This is a genomic window from Streptomyces sp. NPDC045956 (assembly GCF_056430705.1).
In genome coordinates, this window is sequence record NZ_JBWKKZ010000012.1 from 39,610 (window position 1) to 58,140 (window position 18,531).

The following is an 18,531-nucleotide window of genomic DNA, read 5'->3' on the forward strand; positions in this document are numbered from 1 at the left end:
TGAGAAGTGACTCGGCGGGTACGTACGGTCACTGTCCGGCGCTTGTCCACCGCTGTCGTGGCTGTCGGGGCGGGATGTGCGGGTAGGGCCCGGGGGTCAGCATGCCGGGACGACGAAGGGGCGCGGGATGACGGTCGGTACGGACGAGCCGGGCTGGGAGGTGGACCCCGACGACGAGTGGGGCGTCGCGGTCATCGCCACGGTGGGACGGCAGCTGAAGCTCCGCCGCGAGGCGGTGGGGATGCGGGCCGCCGACTTCGGGGTGGCGGTCGGGTACGGGGAGGACCTCGTCTACAAGGTCGAAGGGGGCAAGCGAATCCCCCGGCAGGAGTACCTGGACAGGGCCGACGAGGTGCTGGGCGCGGGCGGGCTGATCGCGGCGACCTGGGAGGACGTGAAGAAGGTCCGGTACCCGAAGAAGGTGCGGGAGCTGGGGAAACTGGAGGGGAAGGCGGTCGAGATCGGTCTGTACGAGTGCAACATCATCGCTGGGCTGTTGCAGACACCGGAGCACGCGCGAACACTGATCGAGGCAGCGCAGCCGCCGTACTCACCGGACGACGTGGAACGCATGGTGGCCGCTCGGTTGGCCCGGCAGTCCGTCTTCGAACGCGATCCAGCTCCGTCGATGCACTTCGTGCTGGAAGAGGCGCCACTGCGTCGGCAGGTTGGAGGCACAATGGCCTGGCAGTACCAGCTCGAACGTCTGCTGGAGGTCGGGCGGTTGAACAACGTCACGCTTCAAGTCATGCCGACGAACGCCGACGCCCACCCAGGGCTGGACGGCAGGATCGAGTTGCTGAAGTTCCCAGACGGCACAGCGGTGGGCCGCGCCGACGGCTTGTTCAACGGACGGCCCGTCTCTGAACCGCGGCAACTCCGCATCTTGGAGTTGCAGTATGGGACCATCCGGGCACAGGCACTCTCGCCCAGGGAGTCGTCCGCCTTCATCGAGACACTGCTGGGAGAAACATGATTCGCGAGGCTGAACTGGCCTGGTTCAAGAGCAGCTACAGCGGCGGCACCAACGGCGAGTCCTGCGTCGAGATCGCTACTACCCCCAGCACCATCCACGTCCGCGACTCCAAGCACCTACAGGACGGCCCCCGCCTCGCCCTCACCGCGAGCGCCTGGGCGCACTTCCTCCCGTACGCCTCGCGGGACTGACGACCTCCTGCGTCCCCACCACCGCCAGCAGCTCCAGCAGCCCCGCGCTCTCCGTCCCCACGGCCGGGGTGAACCACAGCAGCCGCTGGCGTCCGTCCTCGCTGAACAGGTTGAGGCAGTTGACCTCGATGACGCCGAGCGTGGGGTGCACGATCCGTTTCCGGTCGTCGCGTCGGAAGGCCACGTCGTGGTCGGCCCACAGCGCGGCGAACTCGGGGGAGACGCCGAGCAGCGTACGGATCATGGAGGTGACCTCCGGGTCCTTCGCGTCCCTCCGCGCCGCGGCGGCCCGCAGGTCGGCTACGAAGGCGCGGGACTGGCTCTCGTGGTCGGCCTCGGGGTGCAGGAGCCGCGCCTCCGGCTCGGTGAACCACCGGTGCACGAAGCTGGACCGGGGCCCCGTCAGACCGGACTGGTCCCCGACCAGTGCCACGGCCGACGGATTCTGCACGAGGGTGACGTGCAGGTCGGTGATCACCTGTGCCGGGGTCGACGGCATGCGCCCGAGCAGGTCGAGCATGCCGGGGTGGACGTGCGAGGCGGCGCCGCCCTGTACGGGCACCGGGCGGTCGGCGAGCCGGTAGAGGTAGTCGCGCTCGTCGGCGGAGAGCCGCAGCGCCCTCGCCAGCGCGGCGACCATCTGCTCGGACGGCTGGGACCCGGCGCCGCGCTCCAGCTCGTTGTAGTAGTCCACCGACGCCCCGGCGAGCTGGGCGACCTCCTCGCGCCGCAGCCCCGGCACCCGGCGCCGCGGTCCGGCCGGGAACCCGACGTCGGCCGGCCGGATGCGCTCCCGCCGCGACCGCAGGAACGCTCCCAGCTCGGCGTGCTTCACAGCGCTCATGTCGTCCATTCTGCGCCGGGCCGGGACCGTGACCCAGGGGATGGCATCCCCTGGCTCCGCCGCCGCGTGCCGCGCATCGTGGACGCATGACCACGAACACGAACATCACTCCTGCGGCGGAGACCCGCGTGGCGATCGTCACCGGCGGATCACGCGGCATCGGACGGGCGGTCTCGCTCAGGCTCGCCCAGGACGGCCTCGCGGTCGTCGTGAACTACGCCCGCGACGCGGCGTCCGCCGACGAGACGGTGACGGCGATCACCGAGGCCGGTGGGCGCGCGGTCGCCGTCCGGGCCGACGTTGCGGAGGAGAAGGAGGTCGCCGCGCTGTTCGACCGGGCCGAGGAGGAGTACGGCGGTGTCGACGTGGTGGTGAACTCGGCGGGGCGGATGGCCCTGTCGACCATCGCCGACCTGGACCTGGCGGCCCTGGACGCCATGCACCGCACCAACATCCGTGGCGCCTTCGTCGTCGCCCAGCAGGCGGCCCGGCGGCTGCGGGCGGGCGGCTCCTTCGTGGGCTTCTCGACCTCCGTGGTCGGCGCGCAGTTCCCGACCTACGGCGCGTACACGGCGAGCAAGGGCGCCGTGGAGGCCATGGTCCTGATCATGGCGCGCGAGCTGCGGGGCCGGGACGTCACGGTGAACGCCGTGGCCCCCGGTCCCACGGCCACGGACCTGTTCCTCACCGGCAAGACCCCCGAGCAGATCGAGCGGCTCGCCAAGACCCCGCCCCTGGAGCGGCTGGGCACCCCGGAGGACATCGCCGCCGTGGTGGCCTTCCTCGGCAGCCCCGCCGGCCACTGGGTGAACGGACAGGTCCTGCGGGCCAACGGGGGCCTGGTCTGATGCCCTTCGCCCACTTCAAGGTCCCCGCGGGCACCGTCACCGCCGAGGACAAACGGAAGATCGTCGAACGCACCACCGACCTGTACGCGGAGATCTACGGCGAACGGGCCCGCCCCACCACCGTCGTCCTCGTCGACGAGGTCGCCGACGGCGGCTGGGGCGTCGCCGGGCACGTGCTCACCGCCGAGATGCTCGACGGGGACGCGGCGTGACGTACCCGGCGCGGGAGGCCGCGCCTCACGGCCAGGTGCGCGAGCACAGCACCAGCCGGTAGCCGTCCGGGTCGGCGATCGTCACCCCGTGCTCGTCCCAGTACGGGCTGTGGGACGCGACGCGCGAGCCGCCGGCCCCGACCAGGCGGTCGACGAGAGCCTCGTCCACCGGCCCGCCGAGGTAGACGACGAACAGGTCGTCCACCGTCGGGGCCGGCACCGTCGGACGCAACGGGTCGTGTGTCAGCTCGACGTGCCAGGCGGCACCGGGCGGGCCCACCATCAGCAGGTCGTGCTCGCCCGGGACCTGTCCGCTCGCGCGCCACAGGACGGCGAGGCCGAGCCCGTCCACGTGAAAGCGCTCAGCGGCGGCGAGGTCCCGCGAAGGCCGGGCCAACCGGACGGGGGCGGCGGGGTCGATCATGCCGGGATCTCCTTCACGACGTTGCGGGCAGGGGCGGCGGTCGTCCGCGGTCGCCGCAGGGCAACGATTGTGGAGCCCCGATCGAGGACGGGCCCGGGAAAGCCGCAGCATGCTCGCCGCCTTGTCCCCTATGATCCCGAGCAGCCGATATGTGAGGTACGCGTCTCACATAGTGGTCGCGCCCGCGACGCCACCCTGGCCAGGGTGTTTACATGCGCGTAACACTTATGTGTCCCTGCGCGCGGCAACGGCGCCGAGCGCCCCTCACCGGACGGGACCGGAACGCCGGCACCGGCGTTTCCGCCCGGTCCCGGTGTCGCCGTGCCAGAAAGGGCTTCCGTGACGACGCGATCCGCACCGACGAGCACGCTCGACCACCTGCTCACCGAGATCGAACACCGCAACCCCGCCCAGCCCGAGTTCCTCCAGGCCGCCCACGAGGTGCTGGAGACGCTCGCGCCGGTGCTCGCGGCCCGCCCCGAGTACGCGGAGCCGGGCCTCGTCGAGCGGCTGGTCGAGCCCGAGCGGCAGGTGATCTTCCGGGTGCCGTGGCAGGACGACCGGGGGCGCGTCCACGTCAACCGCGGCTTCCGCGTCGAGTTCAACAGCGCGCTGGGCCCGTACAAGGGCGGTCTGCGCTTCCACCCCTCGGTCAACCTGGGCGTCATCAAGTTCCTGGGCTTCGAGCAGATCTTCAAGAACGCGCTGACCGGACTCGGCATCGGCGGCGGCAAGGGCGGCAGCGACTTCGACCCGCACGGGCGCAGCGACGCGGAGGTCATGCGCTTCTGCCAGTCGTTCATGACGGAGCTGTACCGGCACATCGGCGAGCACACGGACGTCCCGGCCGGTGACATCGGCGTCGGCGGCCGCGAGATCGGCTACCTGTTCGGCCAGTACCGCCGGATCACCAACCGCTGGGAGGCCGGCGTCCTCACCGGCAAGGGCGCGGGCTGGGGCGGCTCGCTGATCCGCCCGGAGGCCACCGGCTACGGCAACGTGCTCTTCGCGGCGGCCATGCTGCGCGAGCGCGGCGAGGACCTGGAGGGCCGGACGGCGGTCGTGTCCGGCTCCGGGAACGTGGCGATCTACACCATCGAGAAGCTGACCGCCCTCGGCGCCAACCCCGTCACCTGCTCGGACTCCTCCGGCTACGTGGTCGACGAGAAGGGCATCGACGTGGACCTGCTCAAGCAGGTCAAGGAGGTTGAGCGCGGCCGCGTCGACACCTACGCCGAGCGCCGGGGCTCCTCCGCCCGCTTCGTGCCCGGCGGACGGGTCTGGGAGGTCCCCGCCGACATCGCCCTCCCGTCCGCCACGCAGAACGAGCTGGACGAGACCGACGCCGCGGCGCTCGTGCGCAACGGCGTGAAGGCGGTCTCGGAGGGCGCGAACATGCCGACCACCCCTGCGGCCGTCCACCTCCTCCAGCGCGCCGGCGTCGCCTTCGGCCCCGGCAAGGCGGCCAACGCGGGCGGCGTCGCCGTCAGCGCCCTGGAGATGGCCCAGAACCACGCGCGGACGTCCTGGACCGCGGAGCGGGTGGAGGAGGAGCTGACCGACATCATGAACAACATCCACACCACCTGCCACGAGACCGCCGCCCGCTACGGCGCCCCCGGCGACTACGTCACGGGCGCGAACATCGCGGGCTTCGAGCGCGTCGCGGACGCGATGCTGGCGCAGGGCGTCATCTGAGCCGCGGGGGCACGCTCACCCTCCCGGAGTGCGACCGGCGCCCCGGGAGGAAAGGGGCACAAGCCCCGGGACCGGAGCGTCCTGAGGCGCGGCAGGTGTGGCCCTCGGTGACGTGGGGTACAGTCATCCGCTTCGATTGGCCAGCGCGGTGCCCCGTATGGCAGACTGGTCGAGTTGCTCGGTCGAGTGCCGATGCTGCGCGCCTCCCGCCGGGGGGACCGGAAGCGAGTCCCACAGTACTCGTCGCCCCACGCGTTACGCCGAGAGGTGTAGGGGCGGACGTACGGGAATCTTCCGGGAAGTGTCAGCGGGGTACCGGCCAGGCGCCCGGTGGGCCTCTCGCCCCCGGTCCGCGGTTCCGGAAGGGCCCGCACCTCCCAGAGCAGGGATGTTCGAACAAGGGACATCTGTGTCAGCGAGAGTGCGACACGCCCGACCGCGTGGGTCGGAGGGGGAGGGAGTACCAGGGACCACCGGGTCCAGAGCGTTACGAGAGACAGGACTACTGAGTAGCCATGGCGGGACAGAAGATCCGCATCCGGCTCAAGGCCTACGACCACGAGGTCATCGACTCTTCGGCGAAGAAGATCGTCGAGACGGTGACTCGCACTGGTGCGTCGGTCGCAGGCCCGGTGCCGCTGCCCACTGAGAAGAACGTGTACTGCGTCATCAAGTCGCCGCACAAGTACAAGGACTCGCGCGAGCACTTCGAGATGCGCACGCACAAGCGCCTGATCGACATCCTCGACCCGACCCCCAAGACCGTTGACTCTCTGATGCGACTCGACCTCCCGGCCGGTGTCGACATCGAGATCAAGCTCTGAGGGCGGTGATCTGAAGATGACCAAGCAGATCAAGGGCATCCTGGGCGAGAAGCTCGGCATGACGCAGGTGTGGGACGAGAACAACCGTGTTGTTCCGGTCACCGTCGTCAAGGCCGGCCCCAACGTCGTCACCCAGGTCCGCACGAACGACGTCGACGGCTACGAGTCGGTCCAGATCGCCTTCGGCGAGATCGACCCGCGCAAGGTGAACAAGCCCCTCAAGGGCCACTTCGCCAAGGCCGACGTCACCCCCCGTCGTCACCTCGTAGAGATCCGTACCGCTGACGCCAGCGAGTACACCCTCGGCCAGGAGATCACCGCTGAGACCTTCGAGTCCGGCGTGAAGGTCGACGTCACCGCGAAGAGCAAGGGCAAGGGCTTCGCCGGCGTCATGAAGCGCCACAACTTCAAGGGTGGCAAGGCGTCGCACGGTGCCCACCGTGTGCACCGCATGCCCGGATCCATCGGTGGCTGTGCCACCCCCGGCCGTGTCTTCAAGGGCATGCGCATGGCGGGTCGCATGGGCAACGAGCGGGTCACCACCCAGAACCTGACCGTTCACGCCGTTGACGCGGAGAAGGGCCTGCTCCTCATCAAGGGCGCGGTTCCTGGTCCGAACGGCGGCCTCGTCCTGGTCCGCACTGCGGCCAAGGGGGCCTGAGGTAACCGATGAGCACTGTTGACATCCTTTCGCCTGCCGGCGAGAAGACCGGTAGCGTCGAGCTCCCCGCGGAGATCTTCGGCGTGGAGAAGATCAGCATCCCGCTGATCCACCAGGTCGTCGTCGCGCAGAACGCCGCTGCCCGCCAGGGCACGCACAAGACCAAGCGTCGCGGCGAGGTCCGTGGTGGCGGCAAGAAGCCGTACCGCCAGAAGGGCACCGGCCGCGCCCGCCAGGGTTCGACCCGCGCGCCGCAGTTCGCCGGCGGTGGCGTCGTCCACGGCCCGCAGCCGCGTGACTACTCGCAGCGGACCCCGAAGAAGATGAAGGCCGCGGCCCTGCGCCACGCCCTCACCGACCGGGCCCGCCACAACCGCATCCACGTCGTCTCCGGCGTCATCGAGGGCGACAGCCCGTCGACGAAGGCCGCCCGGACGCTGTTCGGCAAGATCTCGGAGCGCAAGAACCTGCTCCTGGTCGCCGACCGCTCCGACGAGGCCGCGTGGCTGTCCGCCCGCAACCTGCCCCAGATCCACATTCTGGAGCCGGGCCAGCTGAACACGTACGACGTTCTCGTCTCGGACGACGTGGTCTTCACCCAGGCCGCTTTCGAGTCCTTCGTGTCCGGCCCCAAGGCTGCTGACACCGAAGGGAGCGAAGCCTGATGGCTACGCGTCACCCGAGCATCGCCTCCAAGGCGGCCAAGGCCGCCAAGGCCGCGCGCGTCGCCAAGGCGCGTCGCCACGAGGCCGAGGGCAAGAACACCGTCGTCACCCCGGCCAGCAAGGCGTTCACGGACCCCCGTGACGTGCTGCTGAAGCCGGTCGTGTCCGAGAAGAGCTACGCGCTCCTCGACGAGAACAAGTACACGTTCGTCGTCGCGCCGGGCTCCAACAAGACCCAGATCAAGGAAGCCGTCCAGGCGGTCTTCTCGGTCAAGGTCACCGGGGTCAACACGATCAACCGCCAGGGCAAGCGCAAGCGGACCCGCACGGGCTTCGGCAAGCGTGCCGACAGCAAGCGCGCGATCGTGACCCTTGCCGAGGGCGACCGTATCGACATCTTCGGCGGTCCGACCTCCTGACGGAGGTCCGGATCGTCCGGAATCGGACGAGGACTGAGAAATGGGAATCCGCAAGTACAAGCCGACTACGCCGGGCCGTCGTGGCTCCAGCGTCGCCGACTTCGTCGAGGTCACGCGGTCCACGCCGGAGAAGTCGTTGGTCCGCCCCCTGCACAGCAAGGGTGGCCGTAACAACTCCGGTCGTGTGACCGTCCGCCACCAGGGCGGTGGCCACAAGCGCGCCTACCGCGTGATCGACTTCCGTCGTCACGACAAGGACGGCGTGCCGGCGAAGGTCGCGCACATCGAGTACGACCCCAACCGCACCGCGCGCATCGCGCTGCTGCACTACGCGGACGGCGAGAAGCGCTACATCCTCGCCCCGCGCAACCTGCAGCAGGGTGACCGCGTCGAGAACGGTCCCGGGGCCGACATCAAGCCGGGCAACAACCTGGCGCTCCGCAACATCCCGGTCGGTACCACGATCCACGCGATCGAGCTCCGTCCCGGTGGCGGCGCCAAGTTCGCCCGTTCCGCCGGTGCCTCCGTGCAGCTGCTCGCGAAGGAGGGCTCGATGGCCCACCTGCGCATGCCGTCCGGAGAGATCCGCCTGGTCGACGTGCGCTGCCGCGCCACCGTCGGCGAGGTCGGCAACGCCGAGCAGAGCAACATCAACTGGGGCAAGGCGGGCCGTAAGCGCTGGCTGGGCGTTCGCCCGACCGTGCGTGGTGTGGTCATGAACCCGGTGGACCACCCGCACGGTGGTGGCGAAGGCCGTACCTCGGGTGGTCGCCACCCGGTGTCCCCCTGGGGCAAGAAGGAAGGCCGTACTCGTTCGCCCAAGAAGGCGTCGAACAAGTACATCGTCCGCCGCCGCAAGACGAACAAGAAGCGCTAAGGACGGGTTGAGATGCCTCGTAGCTTGAAGAAGGGACCCTTCGTCGACGACCACCTGATCAAGAAGGTGGACACGCAGAACGAAGCCGGTACCAAGAACGTCATCAAGACCTGGTCCCGTCGCTCGATGATCGTCCCGGCGATGCTCGGCCACACGATCGCGGTGCACAACGGCAAGACCCACATCCCGGTGTTTGTCACCGAGTCCATGGTCGGCCACAAGCTCGGCGAGTTCTCGCCGACGCGCACTTTCCGGGGTCACGTCAAGGACGACCGGAAGTCGAAGCGCCGCTAGTCAGCGGGGTGTGAAAGATCATGACAAACACTGAAGGGACAACCATGGAAGCCAGGGCCCAGGCGCGGTACATCCGCGTCACGCCCATGAAGGCCCGCCGCGTGGTGGACCTCATCCGTGGCATGGATGCCACGGAGGCTCAGGCGGTCCTGCGTTTCGCCCCGCAGGCCGCGAGCGTGCCGGTCGGCAAGGTGCTGGACAGCGCCATCGCCAACGCCGCGCACAACTACGACCACACCGACGCCGACAGCCTCTTCATTTCCGAGGCCTACGTCGACGAGGGCCCGACCCTGAAGCGGTTCCGGCCGCGCGCCCAGGGCCGCGCCTACCGGATCCGCAAGCGGACCAGCCACATCACCGTGGTCGTCAGCAGCAAGGAAGGAACCCGGTAATGGGCCAGAAGGTAAACCCGCACGGGTTCCGGCTCGGCATCACCACCGACTTCAAGTCGCGTTGGTACGCCGACAAGCTGTACAAGGACTACGTCAAGGAAGACGTCGCCATCCGTCGGATGATGACGTCCGGCATGGAGCGCGCCGGCATCTCCAAGGTCGAGATCGAGCGCACCCGTGACCGCGTGCGGGTGGACATCCACACCGCCCGTCCGGGCATCGTCATCGGCCGCCGCGGCGCCGAGGCCGACCGCATCCGCGGTGACCTGGAGAAGCTGACCGGCAAGCAGGTCCAGCTGAACATCCTCGAGGTCAAGAGCCCGGAGACGGACGCTCAGCTGGTGGCCCAGGCCGTCGCCGAGCAGCTCTCCTCCCGCGTCTCCTTCCGTCGTGCCATGCGCAAGAGCATGCAGGGCACCATGAAGGCCGGCGCCAAGGGCATCAAGATCCAGTGCGGTGGCCGCCTCGGTGGCGCCGAGATGTCCCGCTCGGAGTTCTACCGCGAGGGCCGTGTGCCCCTGCACACGCTCCGCGCGAACGTGGACTACGGCTTCTTCGAGGCCAAGACGACCTTCGGCCGCATCGGTGTGAAGGTCTGGATCTACAAGGGCGACGTCAAGAACATCGCCGAGGTCCGCGCCGAGAACGCCGCTGCCCGCGCCGGCAACCGCCCGGCCCGTGGTGGCAACGACCGCCCGGCCCGTGGTGGCCGCGGTGGCGAGCGTGGCGGTCGCGGTCGCAAGCCGCAGCAGCAGTCCGCGCCGGCTGCCGAGGCCCCCAAGGCCGACGCTCCCGCCGCCGCTGCCGCTCCGGCTGAGAGCACCGGAACGGAGGCCTGACCGACATGCTGATCCCCCGTAGGGTCAAGCACCGCAAGCAGCACCACCCGAAGCGCCGTGGTCAGGCCAAGGGCGGTACGACGGTCGCGTTCGGCGAGTACGGCATCCAGGCCCTCACGCCGGCGTACGTGACCAACCGCCAGATCGAGGCGGCCCGTATCGCGATGACCCGCCACATCAAGCGTGGCGGCAAGGTCTGGATCAACATCTACCCGGACCGCCCGCTCACGAAGAAGCCCGCCGAGACCCGCATGGGTTCCGGTAAGGGTTCCCCCGAGTGGTGGATCGCGAACGTGCACCCGGGCCGGGTCATGTTCGAGCTGTCCTACCCCAACGAGAAGATCGCCCGTGAGGCGCTGACTCGTGCGGCCCACAAGCTGCCGATGAAGTGCCGGATCGTCAAGCGCGAGGCAGGTGAAGCGTGATGTCGGCCGGTACCAAGGCGTCCGAGCTGCGCGAACTGGGTGACGAGGAGCTTCTGGCGAAGCTCCGCGAAGCCAAGGAAGAGCTGTTCAACCTCCGCTTCCAGGCGGCGACGGGTCAGCTCGAGAACCACGGTCGGCTCAAGGCCGTCCGCAAGGACATCGCGCGGATCTACACCCTGATGCGTGAGCGCGAGCTGGGCATCGAGACGGTGGAGAGCGCCTGATGAGCGAGAGCAACGTGACTGAGACCAACACCGAAGCACGCGGCTTCCGCAAGACCCGCGAGGGTCTTGTCGTCAGCGACAAGATGGACAAGACCGTCGTCGTCGCCGTCGAGGACCGCGTCAAGCACGCGCTGTACGGCAAGGTCATCCGCCGTACCAGCAAGCTCAAGGCCCACGACGAGCAGAACGCCGCGGGTGTCGGCGACCGCGTCCTCCTCATGGAGACCCGGCCGCTGTCCGCGACGAAGCGCTGGCGCGTCGTCGAGGTCCTCGAGAAGGCCAAGTAATTTCCTGCGGCAACACCCCGCAGGTCAGTTCCGCCAGGCTCCGGGAGCCGCTCGCTGAGCGGCTCCCGGGGAACCGGCAGACAATCAGGAGATAGACGTGATCCAGCAGGAGTCGCGGCTTCGTGTCGCCGACAACACGGGTGCGAAGGAAGTTCTCTGCATCCGTGTGCTCGGTGGCTCGGGCCGCCGCTACGCGGGTATCGGTGACGTCATCGTCGCCACCGTCAAGGACGCGATCCCCGGTGGCAACGTGAAGAAGGGTGACGTCGTCAAGGCGGTCATCGTTCGCACCGTCAAGGAGCGCCGCCGTCCGGACGGCTCGTACATCCGCTTCGACGAGAACGCCGCCGTCATTCTGAAGAACGACGGCGACCCCCGCGGCACCCGTATCTTCGGCCCGGTGGGCCGTGAGCTGCGCGAGAAGAAGTTCATGAAGATCATCTCCCTCGCGCCGGAGGTGCTGTGAGCATGAAGATCAAGAAGGGCGACCTGGTCCAGGTCATCACCGGTAAGGACAAGGGCAAGCAGGGCAAGGTCATCGCGGCCTTCCCCCGCGAGGACCGCGTCCTGGTCGAGGGTGTCAACCGGGTCAAGAAGCACACCAAGGCCGGGCCGACCGCTCGCGGTTCGCAGGCCGGCGGCATCGTGACCACCGAGGCCCCGATCCACGTCTCCAACGTCCAGCTGGTCGTGGAGAAGGACGGCAACAAGGTCGTCACGCGCGTCGGTTACCGCTTCGACGACGAGGGCAACAAGGTTCGCGTTGCCAAGCGGACGGGTGAGGACATCTGATGGCTACCACCACCACTCCGCGTCTCAAGACGAAGTACCGCGAGGAGATCTCGGGCAAGCTGCGTGAGGAGTTCTCCTACGAGAACGTCATGCAGGTCCCCGGCCTCGTCAAGATCGTGGTCAACATGGGTGTGGGCGACGCCGCCCGCGACTCCAAGCTGATCGAGGGTGCCATCAAGGACCTCACCACGATCACCGGCCAGAAGCCGGCCGTCACCAAGGCCCGCAAGTCCATCGCGCAGTTCAAGCTGCGTGAGGGCCAGCCGATCGGTGCCCACGTCACGCTCCGTGGCGACCGCATGTGGGAGTTCCTGGACCGCACCCTGTCGCTCGCGCTGCCGCGCATCCGCGACTTCCGTGGTCTGTCCCCCAAGCAGTTCGACGGCCGTGGCAACTACACCTTCGGTCTCACCGAGCAGGTCATGTTCCACGAGATCGACCAGGACAAGATCGACCGCACCCGGGGTATGGACATCACCGTGGTGACCACGGCGACCAACGACGCTGAGGGCCGCGCGCTCCTTCGTCACCTCGGCTTCCCCTTCAAGGAGGCGTGAGCGAGATGGCGAAGAAGGCTCTGATTGCCAAGGCTGCTCGCAAGCCCAAGTTCGGTGTCCGCGGCTACACGCGCTGCCAGCGCTGCGGCCGTCCGCACTCCGTCTACCGCAAGTTCGGCCTCTGCCGCGTGTGCCTTCGTGAGATGGCTCACCGTGGCGAGCTGCCGGGCGTGACCAAGAGCTCCTGGTAATCCGGTAATTCCGGGTTATTCAGACTCTCGGTAAGCATCTGGGTCGGCAGGGGCCCGGCTCCGCATGCCTTAGGCTTGTGGGGTTGGGCGTCTGCCGCCCGTACGACTTACTACGCCGTAGGTCCACCGCGCCGCACCCGTCCCGTCTCGGATCGGGGAGAGGGATGGCGCACCAGGAAACCCCGGCGAGAGAGGCCGAAGGCCAATTCATGACCATGACTGATCCGATCGCAGACATGCTTACGCGTCTGCGGAACGCGAACTCGGCGTACCACGACTCCGTGACGATGCCGGCGTCCAAGATCAAGTCTCACATCGCGGAGATCCTCCAGCAGGAGGGCTTCATCACGGGCTGGAAGACCGAGGACGCCGAGGTCGGCAAGAACCTCGTCCTCGAGCTGAAGTTCGGCCCGAACCGTGAGCGCTCCATCGCGGGCATCAAGCGGATCTCCAAGCCCGGTCTCCGGGTGTACGCGAAGTCCACCAACCTGCCCAAGGTGCTGGGTGGCCTCGGCGTGGCGATCATCTCCACGTCCCACGGGCTCCTCACCGACAAGCAGGCCGGCAAGAAGGGCGTAGGCGGAGAAGTCCTCGCCTACGTCTGGTAGCGGAAGGGAACGGAGGAAACAGCTATGTCGCGCATCGGCAAGCTCCCCATCGCGGTTCCCGCCGGCGTGGACGTCACCATCGACGGCCGTACGGTCTCGGTCAAGGGCCCCAAGGGTTCGCTGACTCACACCGTCGTGGCGCCGATCGACATCGCCAAGGGTGAGGACGGCGTGCTGAGCGTCACCCGCCCCAACGACGAGCGTCAGAGCAAGGCCCTGCACGGCCTGTCCCGCACGCTGGTGGCGAACATGATCACCGGCGTGACCCAGGGTTACGTGAAGAAGCTCGAGATCAGCGGTGTCGGTTACCGCGTGCTCGCCAAGGGTTCGAACCTGGAGTTCTCCCTCGGCTACAGCCACCCGATCCTGGTCGAGGCCCCCGAGGGCATCACCTTCAAGGTGGAGTCCCCGACCCGTTTCTCGGTCGAGGGCATCGACAAGCAGAAGGTCGGCGAGGTTGCGGCCAACATCCGCAAGCTGCGCAAGCCCGACCCGTACAAGGCCAAGGGCGTCAAGTACGAGGGCGAAGTCATCCGCCGCAAGGTCGGAAAGGCGGGTAAGTAAGCCATGGCATACGGACAGAAGATCCTCAAGGGCGACGCCTACAAGCGCGCCGCGATCAAGCGCCGTCACATCCGGATTCGCAAGAATCTCTCGGGTACGGCGGAGCGTCCCCGTCTGGTCGTTACCCGCTCGAACCGCCACATCGTGGCCCAGGTGATCGACGACCTCAAGGGTCACACCCTTGCGTCGGCGTCCACCCTGGACACCTCGATCCGTGGTGGCGAGGCGGACAAGTCGGCCCAGGCCAAGCAGGTCGGTGCCCTGGTCGCCGAGCGCGCCAAGGCCGCCGGTGTCGAGGCCGTCGTGTTCGACCGTGGTGGTAACCAGTACGCCGGGCGCATCGCCGCCCTGGCGGACGCCGCCCGCGAAGCCGGACTGAAGTTCTGAGCCGGTTCCGTATCGCTAGCGGAAACAGAGAGAGGTAATTCCAATGGCTGGACCCCAGCGCCGCGGTGGCGGTGCCGGTGGCGGCGAGCGGCGGGACCGGAAGGGCCGTGACGGCGGCGCAGCTGCCGCCGAGAAGACCGCTTACGTTGAGCGCGTCGTCGCGATCAACCGCGTTGCCAAGGTTGTGAAGGGTGGTCGTCGCTTCAGCTTCACCGCGCTGGTCGTGGTGGGCGACGGTGACGGCACCGTGGGTGTCGGATACGGCAAGGCCAAGGAGGTGCCGGCCGCCATCGCCAAGGGTGTTGAGGAGGCCAAGAAGCACTTCTTCAAGGTCCCCCGCATCCAGGGCACCATCCCGCACCCCATCCAGGGTGAGAAGGCTGCCGGCGTCGTGCTGCTCAAGCCCGCGTCCCCCGGTACCGGCGTGATCGCCGGTGGTCCGGTGCGCGCCGTGCTCGAGTGCGCCGGTATCCACGACGTGCTGTCGAAGTCGCTCGGCTCCGACAACCAGATCAACATCGTGCACGCGACCGTGGAGGCCCTCAAGGGCCTGCAGCGTCCCGAGGAGATCGCGGCCCGCCGTGGTCTGCCCCTCGAGGACGTCGCCCCCGCGGCTCTTCTCCGTGCACGTGCCGGGGCGGGTGCGTAATCATGGCGCAGCTCAAGATTACGCAGGTCAAGTCCTACATCGGCAGCAAGCAGAACCACCGTGACACCCTGCGTTCCCTTGGTCTCAAGGGCATCAACACGCAGGTCGTCAAGGAGGACCGCCCCGAGTTCCGCGGCATGGTGCACACCGTCCGCCACCTCGTGACGGTCGAGGAGGTCGACTGATCATGGGTGAGCAGAACCCGCTCAAGATCCACAACCTCCGTCCCGCCCCGGGCGCCAAGACCGCCAAGACCCGTGTGGGTCGTGGTGAGGCGTCGAAGGGTAAGACGGCCGGTCGTGGTACCAAGGGCACCAAGGCCCGTTACCAGGTTCCGGAGCGCTTCGAGGGTGGCCAGATGCCCCTCCACATGCGTCTCCCGAAGCTGAAGGGCTTCAAGAACCCGTTCAAGACCGAGTTCCAGGTCGTGAACCTCGACAAGCTGGCCGCGCTGTACCCCGAGGGTGGCGAGGTCACCGTCGAGGGCCTGGTGGCCAAGGGTGCCGTTCGCAAGAACAGCCTCGTCAAGGTCCTCGGCCAGGGCGAGATCTCCGTGGCGCTGCAGGTGACGGTCGACGCCGTCTCCGGCTCCGCCAAGGAGAAGATCACCGCCGCCGGCGGTACCGTCACCGAGCTCGTCTGAACCTTTCAGGCGTCTCGATGACATGAGCGATCCCGACCGGGGATGCCCCACAAAAGGGGTATCCCCGGTTGGTCGTTCCAAGGAAAGTACTCCCGCCGGTAAGGTGGCCTGCGCTGCCCTCTTTCACGGGTGCGTCACATGGGGCACCCTGGGCGGCAGTTGACCGTTACTTACTTAGTCGTCAGTCGAATCCTCAAGACCGTCACCCTTGACGCAGTAGCGCGGGGGTCGCAGGAGGCACCGTGCTCACCGCGTTCGCCCGGGCGTTCAAGACGCCCGACCTGCGCAAGAAGCTGCTCTTCACGCTCGGCATCATCGTGGTGTACCGGCTCGGTACCCACATCCCCATCCCAGGCGTCGACTACAAGAGCGTCCAGGAGTGCGTGGACCAGGCGTCCGGCAACCAGGGCATCTTCGGCCTGGTGAACATGTTCAGCGGCGGCGCCCTGCTGCAGATCACGGTCTTCGCGCTCGGCATCATGCCGTACATCACGGCGAGCATCATTCTGCAGCTGCTGACCGTGGTCATCCCGCGTCTGGAGGCCCTGAAGAAGGAGGGTCAGGCGGGCACGGCGAAGATCACGCAGTACACGCGCTACCTGACCATCGCGCTCGCCATCCTCCAGGGCACCGGCCTGGTGGCCACCGCCCGCAGCGGCGCCCTGTTCTCCGGCTGCACCGTCGCCGGTCAGATCGTGCCCGACCAGGCGATCTTCACCACCGTCGTCATGGTGATCACCATGACCGCCGGTACCGCCACCGTCATGTGGCTCGGCGAGCTGATCACGGACCGCGGTGTCGGCAACGGCATGTCGATCCTGATGTTCATCTCGATCGCCGCGACCTTCCCCTCCGCCCTGTGGGCCATCAAGCAGGAGGGCACCCTGGCCGACGGCTGGATCGAGTTCGGCACGGTGATGCTCGTCGGCTTTGTGATGGTCGGCCTGGTCGTGTTCGTCGAGCAGGCGCAGCGTCGCATCCCGGTGCAGTACGCGAAGCGCATGATCGGCCGCCGTTCCTACGGCGGCACGTCGACGTACATCCCGCTCAAGGTGAACCAGGCGGGCATCATCCCCGTCATCTTCGCCTCGTCGCTGCTCTACATCCCGGCCCTGATCGTCCAGTTCTCCGGCTCGACCGCGGGCTGGGCCACCTGGATCCAGAAGAACCTGGCGGATCCGGAGGCGGCGCCGCACGTCGTTCTGTACTTCCTGTTGATCGTTTTCTTCGCCTTCTTCTACGTGGCGATCTCGTTCAACCCCGAGGAAGTCGCGGACAACATGAAGAAGTATGGTGGGTTCATCCCGGGCATCCGGGCTGGCCGACCGACCGCTGAGTATCTGAGCTACGTACTCAACCGGATCACCTGGCCGGGTTCGCTGTATCTGGGCCTGATCTCTCTCGTACCGACAATGGCGTTGGCCGGTTTCGGGGCAAACCAGAACTTCCCGTTCGGCGGGACCAGCATCCTGATCATCGTGGGTGTGGGTCTTGAAACGGTGAAGCAGATCGAGAGCCAGCTCCAGCAGCGCAATTACGAAGGGTTCCTCCGCTGATGCGAATCGTCCTCGTCGGGCCGCCGGGTGCTGGAAAGGGAACGCAGGCCACCCGCCTTGCCGAGACGCTGCACATCCCGCACATCTCCACGGGTGACCTGTTCCGCGCGAACATCAGCCAGCAGACCGAGCTGGGCAAGCTCGCCAAGTCCTACATGGACGCCGGCAACCTCGTCCCGGACGAGGTCACCATCGCCATGGCGAAGGACCGGATGGAGCAGCCCGACGCCGAGGGCGGCTTCCTGCTGGACGGTTTCCCGCGCAACGTCTCCCAGGCCGAGGCGCTGGACGAGCTGCTCGAGACCGAGGACATGACGCTCGACGCGGTGCTGGACCTGGAGGCCCCGGAGGACGAGGTCGTCAAGCGGATCGCCGGCCGGCGCGTCTGCCGCAACAACTCGGCGCACGTCTTCCACGTGACGTACACCCCGTCGAAGCGGGACGACGTCTGCGACGTCTGCGGCGGCGAGCTGTACCAGCGCGACGACGACTCCGAGGAGACGGTCCGCAAGCGGCTCGAGGTCTACCACACGCAGACCGAGCCGATCATCGACTACTACAAGGCGCAGGGTCTGGTCGTCACCATCTCGGCCATGGGCCCGGTGGACGAGGTCACCGGCCGTGCGCTGGAGGCGCTCAAGCGCGACAAGTAGGTCCGAGTCACGGCTGCAGCCGCGGTTCCTCACGCAGAGGGCCGCGGCTGAGCTGTGGGACGGGGTGGTCGCCGCCCCGTATCGTTGGAAGCGTTCCCCGCCCTCCCCAGGTCCAGAAAGGCCGCAGCCCCCATGGTGCAGATCAAGAGCCCCGAGCAGATCGCCAAGATGCGTGAGGCGGGGCTGGTCGTCGCCGCCATCCACGCGGCCACGCGCGAGGCCGCCGTGCCCGGCGCCACCACCAAGGACCTGGACCAGGTCGCCCGCAAGGTGCTCACCGAGCACGACGCCAAGCCGAACTTCCTCGGTTACGGCGGCTTCCCGGCGACCATCTGCACGTCCGTGAACGAGGTCGTCGTCCACGGCATCCCCTCCGACGACGTGGTCCTCAAGGACGGCGACGTCATCTCCATCGACTGCGGCGCGATCATCGACGGCTGGCACGGCGACGCGGCCTACACGGCCTTCGTGGGCTCCGGTCACTCCCCGGAGGTGGTCGAGCTCTCCCGGGTGACCGAGGAGTCGATGTGGGCGGGCATCGCGGCGATGAAGCAGGGCAACCGGCTCGTGGACGTCTCCCGGGCCATCGAGACGTACATCCGCCGCCAGCCCAAGCCCGGCGGCGGCAAGTACGGGATCATCGAGGACTACGGCGGCCACGGCATCGGCACCGAGATGCACATGGACCCGCACCTGCTGAACTACGTCGACCGCCGGCGCGGCAAGGGCCCCAAGCTGGTCCCCGGCTTCTGCCTGGCCATCGAGCCGATGGTCTCCCTCGGCACCCCGCGCACGGAGGTGCTGGAGGACGAGTGGACGGTCATCACGACC

At 67.9% G+C, this 18,531-nt stretch carries 31 protein-coding genes; 29 read left to right on the top strand and 2 right to left on the bottom strand.

All coding sequences use genetic code 11. From position 1 onward, the window contains the following. Positions 1 to 127: 127 nt before the first annotated feature. Together AC07FV_RS27905 and AC07FV_RS27910 are read left to right on the top strand one after the other, a co-directional pair. Entirely contained in the window at positions 128 to 976 is an 849-nt protein-coding gene (locus AC07FV_RS27905; RefSeq protein WP_479090102.1) for a helix-turn-helix domain-containing protein, read from the top strand. Then, positions 973 to 1,167 carry a DUF397 domain-containing protein gene (locus AC07FV_RS27910; RefSeq protein ID WP_479090103.1) on the top strand — a complete coding sequence of 65 codons (195 nt, stop codon included), beginning with the start codon at positions 973 to 975 and terminating at the stop codon, positions 1,165 to 1,167. Before AC07FV_RS27905 ends, AC07FV_RS27910 begins: the two co-directional genes overlap by 4 nt. On the opposite strand, the gene AC07FV_RS27915 is transcribed toward AC07FV_RS27910, so the two are convergent. Further along, positions 1,118 to 2,020 (bottom strand): helix-turn-helix transcriptional regulator, encoded by a 903-nt coding sequence (locus AC07FV_RS27915; RefSeq protein ID WP_479090104.1) that lies wholly within the window; start codon positions 2,018 to 2,020, stop codon positions 1,118 to 1,120. The two genes, AC07FV_RS27910 and AC07FV_RS27915, sit on opposite strands and share 50 nt — an antisense overlap. 77 nt (positions 2,021 to 2,097) lie before the next feature. Between AC07FV_RS27915 and AC07FV_RS27920 the strand changes: the two genes are divergently transcribed. Both AC07FV_RS27920 and AC07FV_RS27925 read left to right on the top strand, forming a co-directional pair. Next, positions 2,098 to 2,859 carry an SDR family oxidoreductase gene (locus AC07FV_RS27920; protein WP_479090106.1) on the top strand — a complete coding sequence of 254 codons (762 nt, stop codon included), beginning with the start codon at positions 2,098 to 2,100 and terminating at the stop codon, positions 2,857 to 2,859. Then, a complete protein-coding gene (locus AC07FV_RS27925; protein WP_479090107.1) occupies positions 2,859 to 3,071 on the top strand; it encodes a 4-oxalocrotonate tautomerase family protein in 213 nt (70 codons plus the stop codon). The genes AC07FV_RS27920 and AC07FV_RS27925 overlap by 1 nt, the downstream gene beginning before the upstream one ends. A gap of 25 nt (positions 3,072 to 3,096) precedes the next feature. On the opposite strand, the gene AC07FV_RS27930 is transcribed toward AC07FV_RS27925, so the two are convergent. Then, positions 3,097 to 3,495, bottom strand: a complete 399-nt coding sequence (locus AC07FV_RS27930) for a VOC family protein (protein ID WP_479090109.1) — start codon at positions 3,493 to 3,495, stop codon at positions 3,097 to 3,099. A gap of 339 nt (positions 3,496 to 3,834) precedes the next feature. Between AC07FV_RS27930 and gdhA the strand changes: the two genes are divergently transcribed. The 25 genes from gdhA to map form a co-directional block, all read left to right on the top strand. Further along, complete coding sequence (gene gdhA / locus AC07FV_RS27935) at positions 3,835 to 5,193, top strand: NADP-specific glutamate dehydrogenase (RefSeq protein WP_479090111.1); 1,359 nt, start codon at positions 3,835 to 3,837, stop codon at positions 5,191 to 5,193. A gap of 515 nt (positions 5,194 to 5,708) precedes the next feature. Continuing rightward, positions 5,709 to 6,017: a 30S ribosomal protein S10 gene (gene rpsJ, locus AC07FV_RS27940; RefSeq protein WP_003948644.1), complete on the top strand. Its 309-nt coding sequence runs from the start codon at positions 5,709 to 5,711 to the stop codon at positions 6,015 to 6,017. 16 nt (positions 6,018 to 6,033) lie between these two features. Then, positions 6,034 to 6,678, top strand: a complete 645-nt coding sequence (gene rplC, locus AC07FV_RS27945) for a 50S ribosomal protein L3 (RefSeq protein WP_479090112.1) — start codon at positions 6,034 to 6,036, stop codon at positions 6,676 to 6,678. A gap of 8 nt (positions 6,679 to 6,686) precedes the next feature. Beyond that, positions 6,687 to 7,343, top strand: coding sequence for a 50S ribosomal protein L4 (gene rplD / locus AC07FV_RS27950; RefSeq protein ID WP_356601748.1), 657 nt, complete (start codon positions 6,687 to 6,689; stop codon positions 7,341 to 7,343). Beyond that, positions 7,343 to 7,762, top strand: coding sequence for a 50S ribosomal protein L23 (gene rplW, locus AC07FV_RS27955; protein ID WP_003974265.1), 420 nt, complete (start codon positions 7,343 to 7,345; stop codon positions 7,760 to 7,762). Before rplD ends, rplW begins: the two co-directional genes overlap by 1 nt. A gap of 40 nt (positions 7,763 to 7,802) precedes the next feature. Beyond that, complete coding sequence (gene rplB, locus AC07FV_RS27960) at positions 7,803 to 8,639, top strand: 50S ribosomal protein L2 (protein WP_053135624.1); 837 nt, start codon at positions 7,803 to 7,805, stop codon at positions 8,637 to 8,639. 12 nt (positions 8,640 to 8,651) lie between these two features. After that, positions 8,652 to 8,933: a 30S ribosomal protein S19 gene (gene rpsS / locus AC07FV_RS27965; RefSeq protein WP_003974263.1), complete on the top strand. Its 282-nt coding sequence runs from the start codon at positions 8,652 to 8,654 to the stop codon at positions 8,931 to 8,933. A 44-nt stretch (positions 8,934 to 8,977) separates the two neighbouring features. Then, complete coding sequence (rplV, locus tag AC07FV_RS27970) at positions 8,978 to 9,325, top strand: 50S ribosomal protein L22 (RefSeq protein WP_003974262.1); 348 nt, start codon at positions 8,978 to 8,980, stop codon at positions 9,323 to 9,325. After that, complete coding sequence (gene rpsC, locus AC07FV_RS27975; RefSeq protein ID WP_053135626.1) at positions 9,325 to 10,164, top strand: 30S ribosomal protein S3; 840 nt, start codon at positions 9,325 to 9,327, stop codon at positions 10,162 to 10,164. Before rplV ends, rpsC begins: the two co-directional genes overlap by 1 nt. 5 nt (positions 10,165 to 10,169) lie before the next feature. Continuing rightward, the gene (gene rplP, locus AC07FV_RS27980; protein ID WP_004927269.1) at positions 10,170 to 10,589 is read left to right on the top strand and encodes a 50S ribosomal protein L16; all 420 of its coding nucleotides are present in this window, start codon (positions 10,170 to 10,172) and stop codon (positions 10,587 to 10,589) included. Then, positions 10,589 to 10,813 carry a 50S ribosomal protein L29 gene (gene rpmC / locus AC07FV_RS27985; RefSeq protein ID WP_003998824.1) on the top strand — a complete coding sequence of 75 codons (225 nt, stop codon included), beginning with the start codon at positions 10,589 to 10,591 and terminating at the stop codon, positions 10,811 to 10,813. Before rplP ends, rpmC begins: the two co-directional genes overlap by 1 nt. Further along, positions 10,813 to 11,100, top strand: a complete 288-nt coding sequence (gene rpsQ / locus AC07FV_RS27990; RefSeq protein ID WP_356601751.1) for a 30S ribosomal protein S17 — start codon at positions 10,813 to 10,815, stop codon at positions 11,098 to 11,100. The genes rpmC and rpsQ overlap by 1 nt, the downstream gene beginning before the upstream one ends. A 97-nt stretch (positions 11,101 to 11,197) precedes the next feature. Then, entirely contained in the window at positions 11,198 to 11,566 is a 369-nt protein-coding gene (gene rplN, locus AC07FV_RS27995; protein WP_030831680.1) for a 50S ribosomal protein L14, read from the top strand. Positions 11,567 to 11,568: 2 nt separating this feature from the next. After that, positions 11,569 to 11,892: a 50S ribosomal protein L24 gene (rplX, locus tag AC07FV_RS28000; protein ID WP_003974256.1), complete on the top strand. Its 324-nt coding sequence runs from the start codon at positions 11,569 to 11,571 to the stop codon at positions 11,890 to 11,892. Continuing rightward, entirely contained in the window at positions 11,892 to 12,449 is a 558-nt protein-coding gene (gene rplE, locus AC07FV_RS28005; RefSeq protein ID WP_356601753.1) for a 50S ribosomal protein L5, read from the top strand. Before rplX ends, rplE begins: the two co-directional genes overlap by 1 nt. Positions 12,450 to 12,454: 5 nt before the next feature. Further along, a complete protein-coding gene (locus AC07FV_RS28010; RefSeq protein WP_003948630.1) occupies positions 12,455 to 12,640 on the top strand; it encodes a type Z 30S ribosomal protein S14 in 186 nt (61 codons plus the stop codon). A 209-nt stretch (positions 12,641 to 12,849) separates the two neighbouring features. Beyond that, positions 12,850 to 13,248, top strand: a complete 399-nt coding sequence (gene rpsH / locus AC07FV_RS28015) for a 30S ribosomal protein S8 (RefSeq protein ID WP_026248232.1) — start codon at positions 12,850 to 12,852, stop codon at positions 13,246 to 13,248. A gap of 24 nt (positions 13,249 to 13,272) precedes the next feature. Beyond that, complete coding sequence (gene rplF, locus AC07FV_RS28020; protein WP_053135632.1) at positions 13,273 to 13,812, top strand: 50S ribosomal protein L6; 540 nt, start codon at positions 13,273 to 13,275, stop codon at positions 13,810 to 13,812. A gap of 3 nt (positions 13,813 to 13,815) precedes the next feature. Then, positions 13,816 to 14,199, top strand: a complete 384-nt coding sequence (gene rplR / locus AC07FV_RS28025) for a 50S ribosomal protein L18 (RefSeq protein WP_121748663.1) — start codon at positions 13,816 to 13,818, stop codon at positions 14,197 to 14,199. Positions 14,200 to 14,242: 43 nt separating this feature from the next. Next, on the top strand, positions 14,243 to 14,848 hold the full coding sequence (gene rpsE / locus AC07FV_RS28030) for a 30S ribosomal protein S5 (protein ID WP_004927232.1): 606 nt from the start codon (positions 14,243 to 14,245) through the stop codon (positions 14,846 to 14,848). Positions 14,849 to 14,850: 2 nt separating this feature from the next. After that, entirely contained in the window at positions 14,851 to 15,033 is a 183-nt protein-coding gene (rpmD, locus tag AC07FV_RS28035) for a 50S ribosomal protein L30 (protein ID WP_003974250.1), read from the top strand. Positions 15,034 to 15,035: 2 nt separating this feature from the next. Continuing rightward, complete coding sequence (gene rplO / locus AC07FV_RS28040; RefSeq protein ID WP_043381011.1) at positions 15,036 to 15,491, top strand: 50S ribosomal protein L15; 456 nt, start codon at positions 15,036 to 15,038, stop codon at positions 15,489 to 15,491. A gap of 242 nt (positions 15,492 to 15,733) precedes the next feature. Further along, positions 15,734 to 17,047 (top strand): preprotein translocase subunit SecY, encoded by a 1,314-nt coding sequence (gene secY / locus AC07FV_RS28045; RefSeq protein WP_356601757.1) that lies wholly within the window; start codon positions 15,734 to 15,736, stop codon positions 17,045 to 17,047. Further along, on the top strand, positions 17,047 to 17,700 hold the full coding sequence (locus AC07FV_RS28050; protein ID WP_356601759.1) for an adenylate kinase: 654 nt from the start codon (positions 17,047 to 17,049) through the stop codon (positions 17,698 to 17,700). Before secY ends, AC07FV_RS28050 begins: the two co-directional genes overlap by 1 nt. Before the next feature lie 132 nt (positions 17,701 to 17,832). Then, positions 17,833 to 18,531, top strand: a 699-nt coding sequence (map, locus tag AC07FV_RS28055; RefSeq protein ID WP_479090114.1) for a type I methionyl aminopeptidase, incomplete at its 3' end; no start/stop codon positions are given.

Bases quoted from the DNA above. Each gene is read 5' to 3' on its own strand.
- AC07FV_RS27905 (WP_479090102.1), top strand. From the start codon at position 128: ATGACGGTCGGTACGGACGAGCCGGGCTGGGAGGTGGACCCCGACGAC.
- AC07FV_RS27910 (WP_479090103.1), top strand. From the start codon at position 973: ATGATTCGCGAGGCTGAACTGGCCTGGTTCAAGAGCAGCTACAGCGGC.
- AC07FV_RS27915 (WP_479090104.1), bottom strand. From the start codon at position 2,020: ATGGACGACATGAGCGCTGTGAAGCACGCCGAGCTGGGAGCGTTCCTG.
- AC07FV_RS27920 (WP_479090106.1), top strand. From the start codon at position 2,098: ATGACCACGAACACGAACATCACTCCTGCGGCGGAGACCCGCGTGGCG.
- AC07FV_RS27925 (WP_479090107.1), top strand. From the start codon at position 2,859: ATGCCCTTCGCCCACTTCAAGGTCCCCGCGGGCACCGTCACCGCCGAG.
- AC07FV_RS27930 (WP_479090109.1), bottom strand. From the start codon at position 3,495: ATGATCGACCCCGCCGCCCCCGTCCGGTTGGCCCGGCCTTCGCGGGAC.
- rpsJ (WP_003948644.1), top strand. From the start codon at position 5,709: ATGGCGGGACAGAAGATCCGCATCCGGCTCAAGGCCTACGACCACGAG.
- rplC (WP_479090112.1), top strand. From the start codon at position 6,034: ATGACCAAGCAGATCAAGGGCATCCTGGGCGAGAAGCTCGGCATGACG.
- rplD (WP_356601748.1), top strand. From the start codon at position 6,687: ATGAGCACTGTTGACATCCTTTCGCCTGCCGGCGAGAAGACCGGTAGC.
- rplW (WP_003974265.1), top strand. From the start codon at position 7,343: ATGGCTACGCGTCACCCGAGCATCGCCTCCAAGGCGGCCAAGGCCGCC.
- rplB (WP_053135624.1), top strand. From the start codon at position 7,803: ATGGGAATCCGCAAGTACAAGCCGACTACGCCGGGCCGTCGTGGCTCC.
- rpsS (WP_003974263.1), top strand. From the start codon at position 8,652: ATGCCTCGTAGCTTGAAGAAGGGACCCTTCGTCGACGACCACCTGATC.
- rplV (WP_003974262.1), top strand. From the start codon at position 8,978: ATGGAAGCCAGGGCCCAGGCGCGGTACATCCGCGTCACGCCCATGAAG.
- rpsC (WP_053135626.1), top strand. From the start codon at position 9,325: ATGGGCCAGAAGGTAAACCCGCACGGGTTCCGGCTCGGCATCACCACC.
- rplP (WP_004927269.1), top strand. From the start codon at position 10,170: ATGCTGATCCCCCGTAGGGTCAAGCACCGCAAGCAGCACCACCCGAAG.
- rpmC (WP_003998824.1), top strand. From the start codon at position 10,589: ATGTCGGCCGGTACCAAGGCGTCCGAGCTGCGCGAACTGGGTGACGAG.
- rpsQ (WP_356601751.1), top strand. From the start codon at position 10,813: ATGAGCGAGAGCAACGTGACTGAGACCAACACCGAAGCACGCGGCTTC.
- rplX (WP_003974256.1), top strand. From the start codon at position 11,569: ATGAAGATCAAGAAGGGCGACCTGGTCCAGGTCATCACCGGTAAGGAC.
- rplE (WP_356601753.1), top strand. From the start codon at position 11,892: ATGGCTACCACCACCACTCCGCGTCTCAAGACGAAGTACCGCGAGGAG.
- AC07FV_RS28010 (WP_003948630.1), top strand. From the start codon at position 12,455: ATGGCGAAGAAGGCTCTGATTGCCAAGGCTGCTCGCAAGCCCAAGTTC.
- rpsH (WP_026248232.1), top strand. From the start codon at position 12,850: ATGACCATGACTGATCCGATCGCAGACATGCTTACGCGTCTGCGGAAC.
- rplF (WP_053135632.1), top strand. From the start codon at position 13,273: ATGTCGCGCATCGGCAAGCTCCCCATCGCGGTTCCCGCCGGCGTGGAC.
- rplR (WP_121748663.1), top strand. From the start codon at position 13,816: ATGGCATACGGACAGAAGATCCTCAAGGGCGACGCCTACAAGCGCGCC.
- rpsE (WP_004927232.1), top strand. From the start codon at position 14,243: ATGGCTGGACCCCAGCGCCGCGGTGGCGGTGCCGGTGGCGGCGAGCGG.
- rpmD (WP_003974250.1), top strand. From the start codon at position 14,851: ATGGCGCAGCTCAAGATTACGCAGGTCAAGTCCTACATCGGCAGCAAG.
- rplO (WP_043381011.1), top strand. From the start codon at position 15,036: ATGGGTGAGCAGAACCCGCTCAAGATCCACAACCTCCGTCCCGCCCCG.
- AC07FV_RS28050 (WP_356601759.1), top strand. From the start codon at position 17,047: ATGCGAATCGTCCTCGTCGGGCCGCCGGGTGCTGGAAAGGGAACGCAG.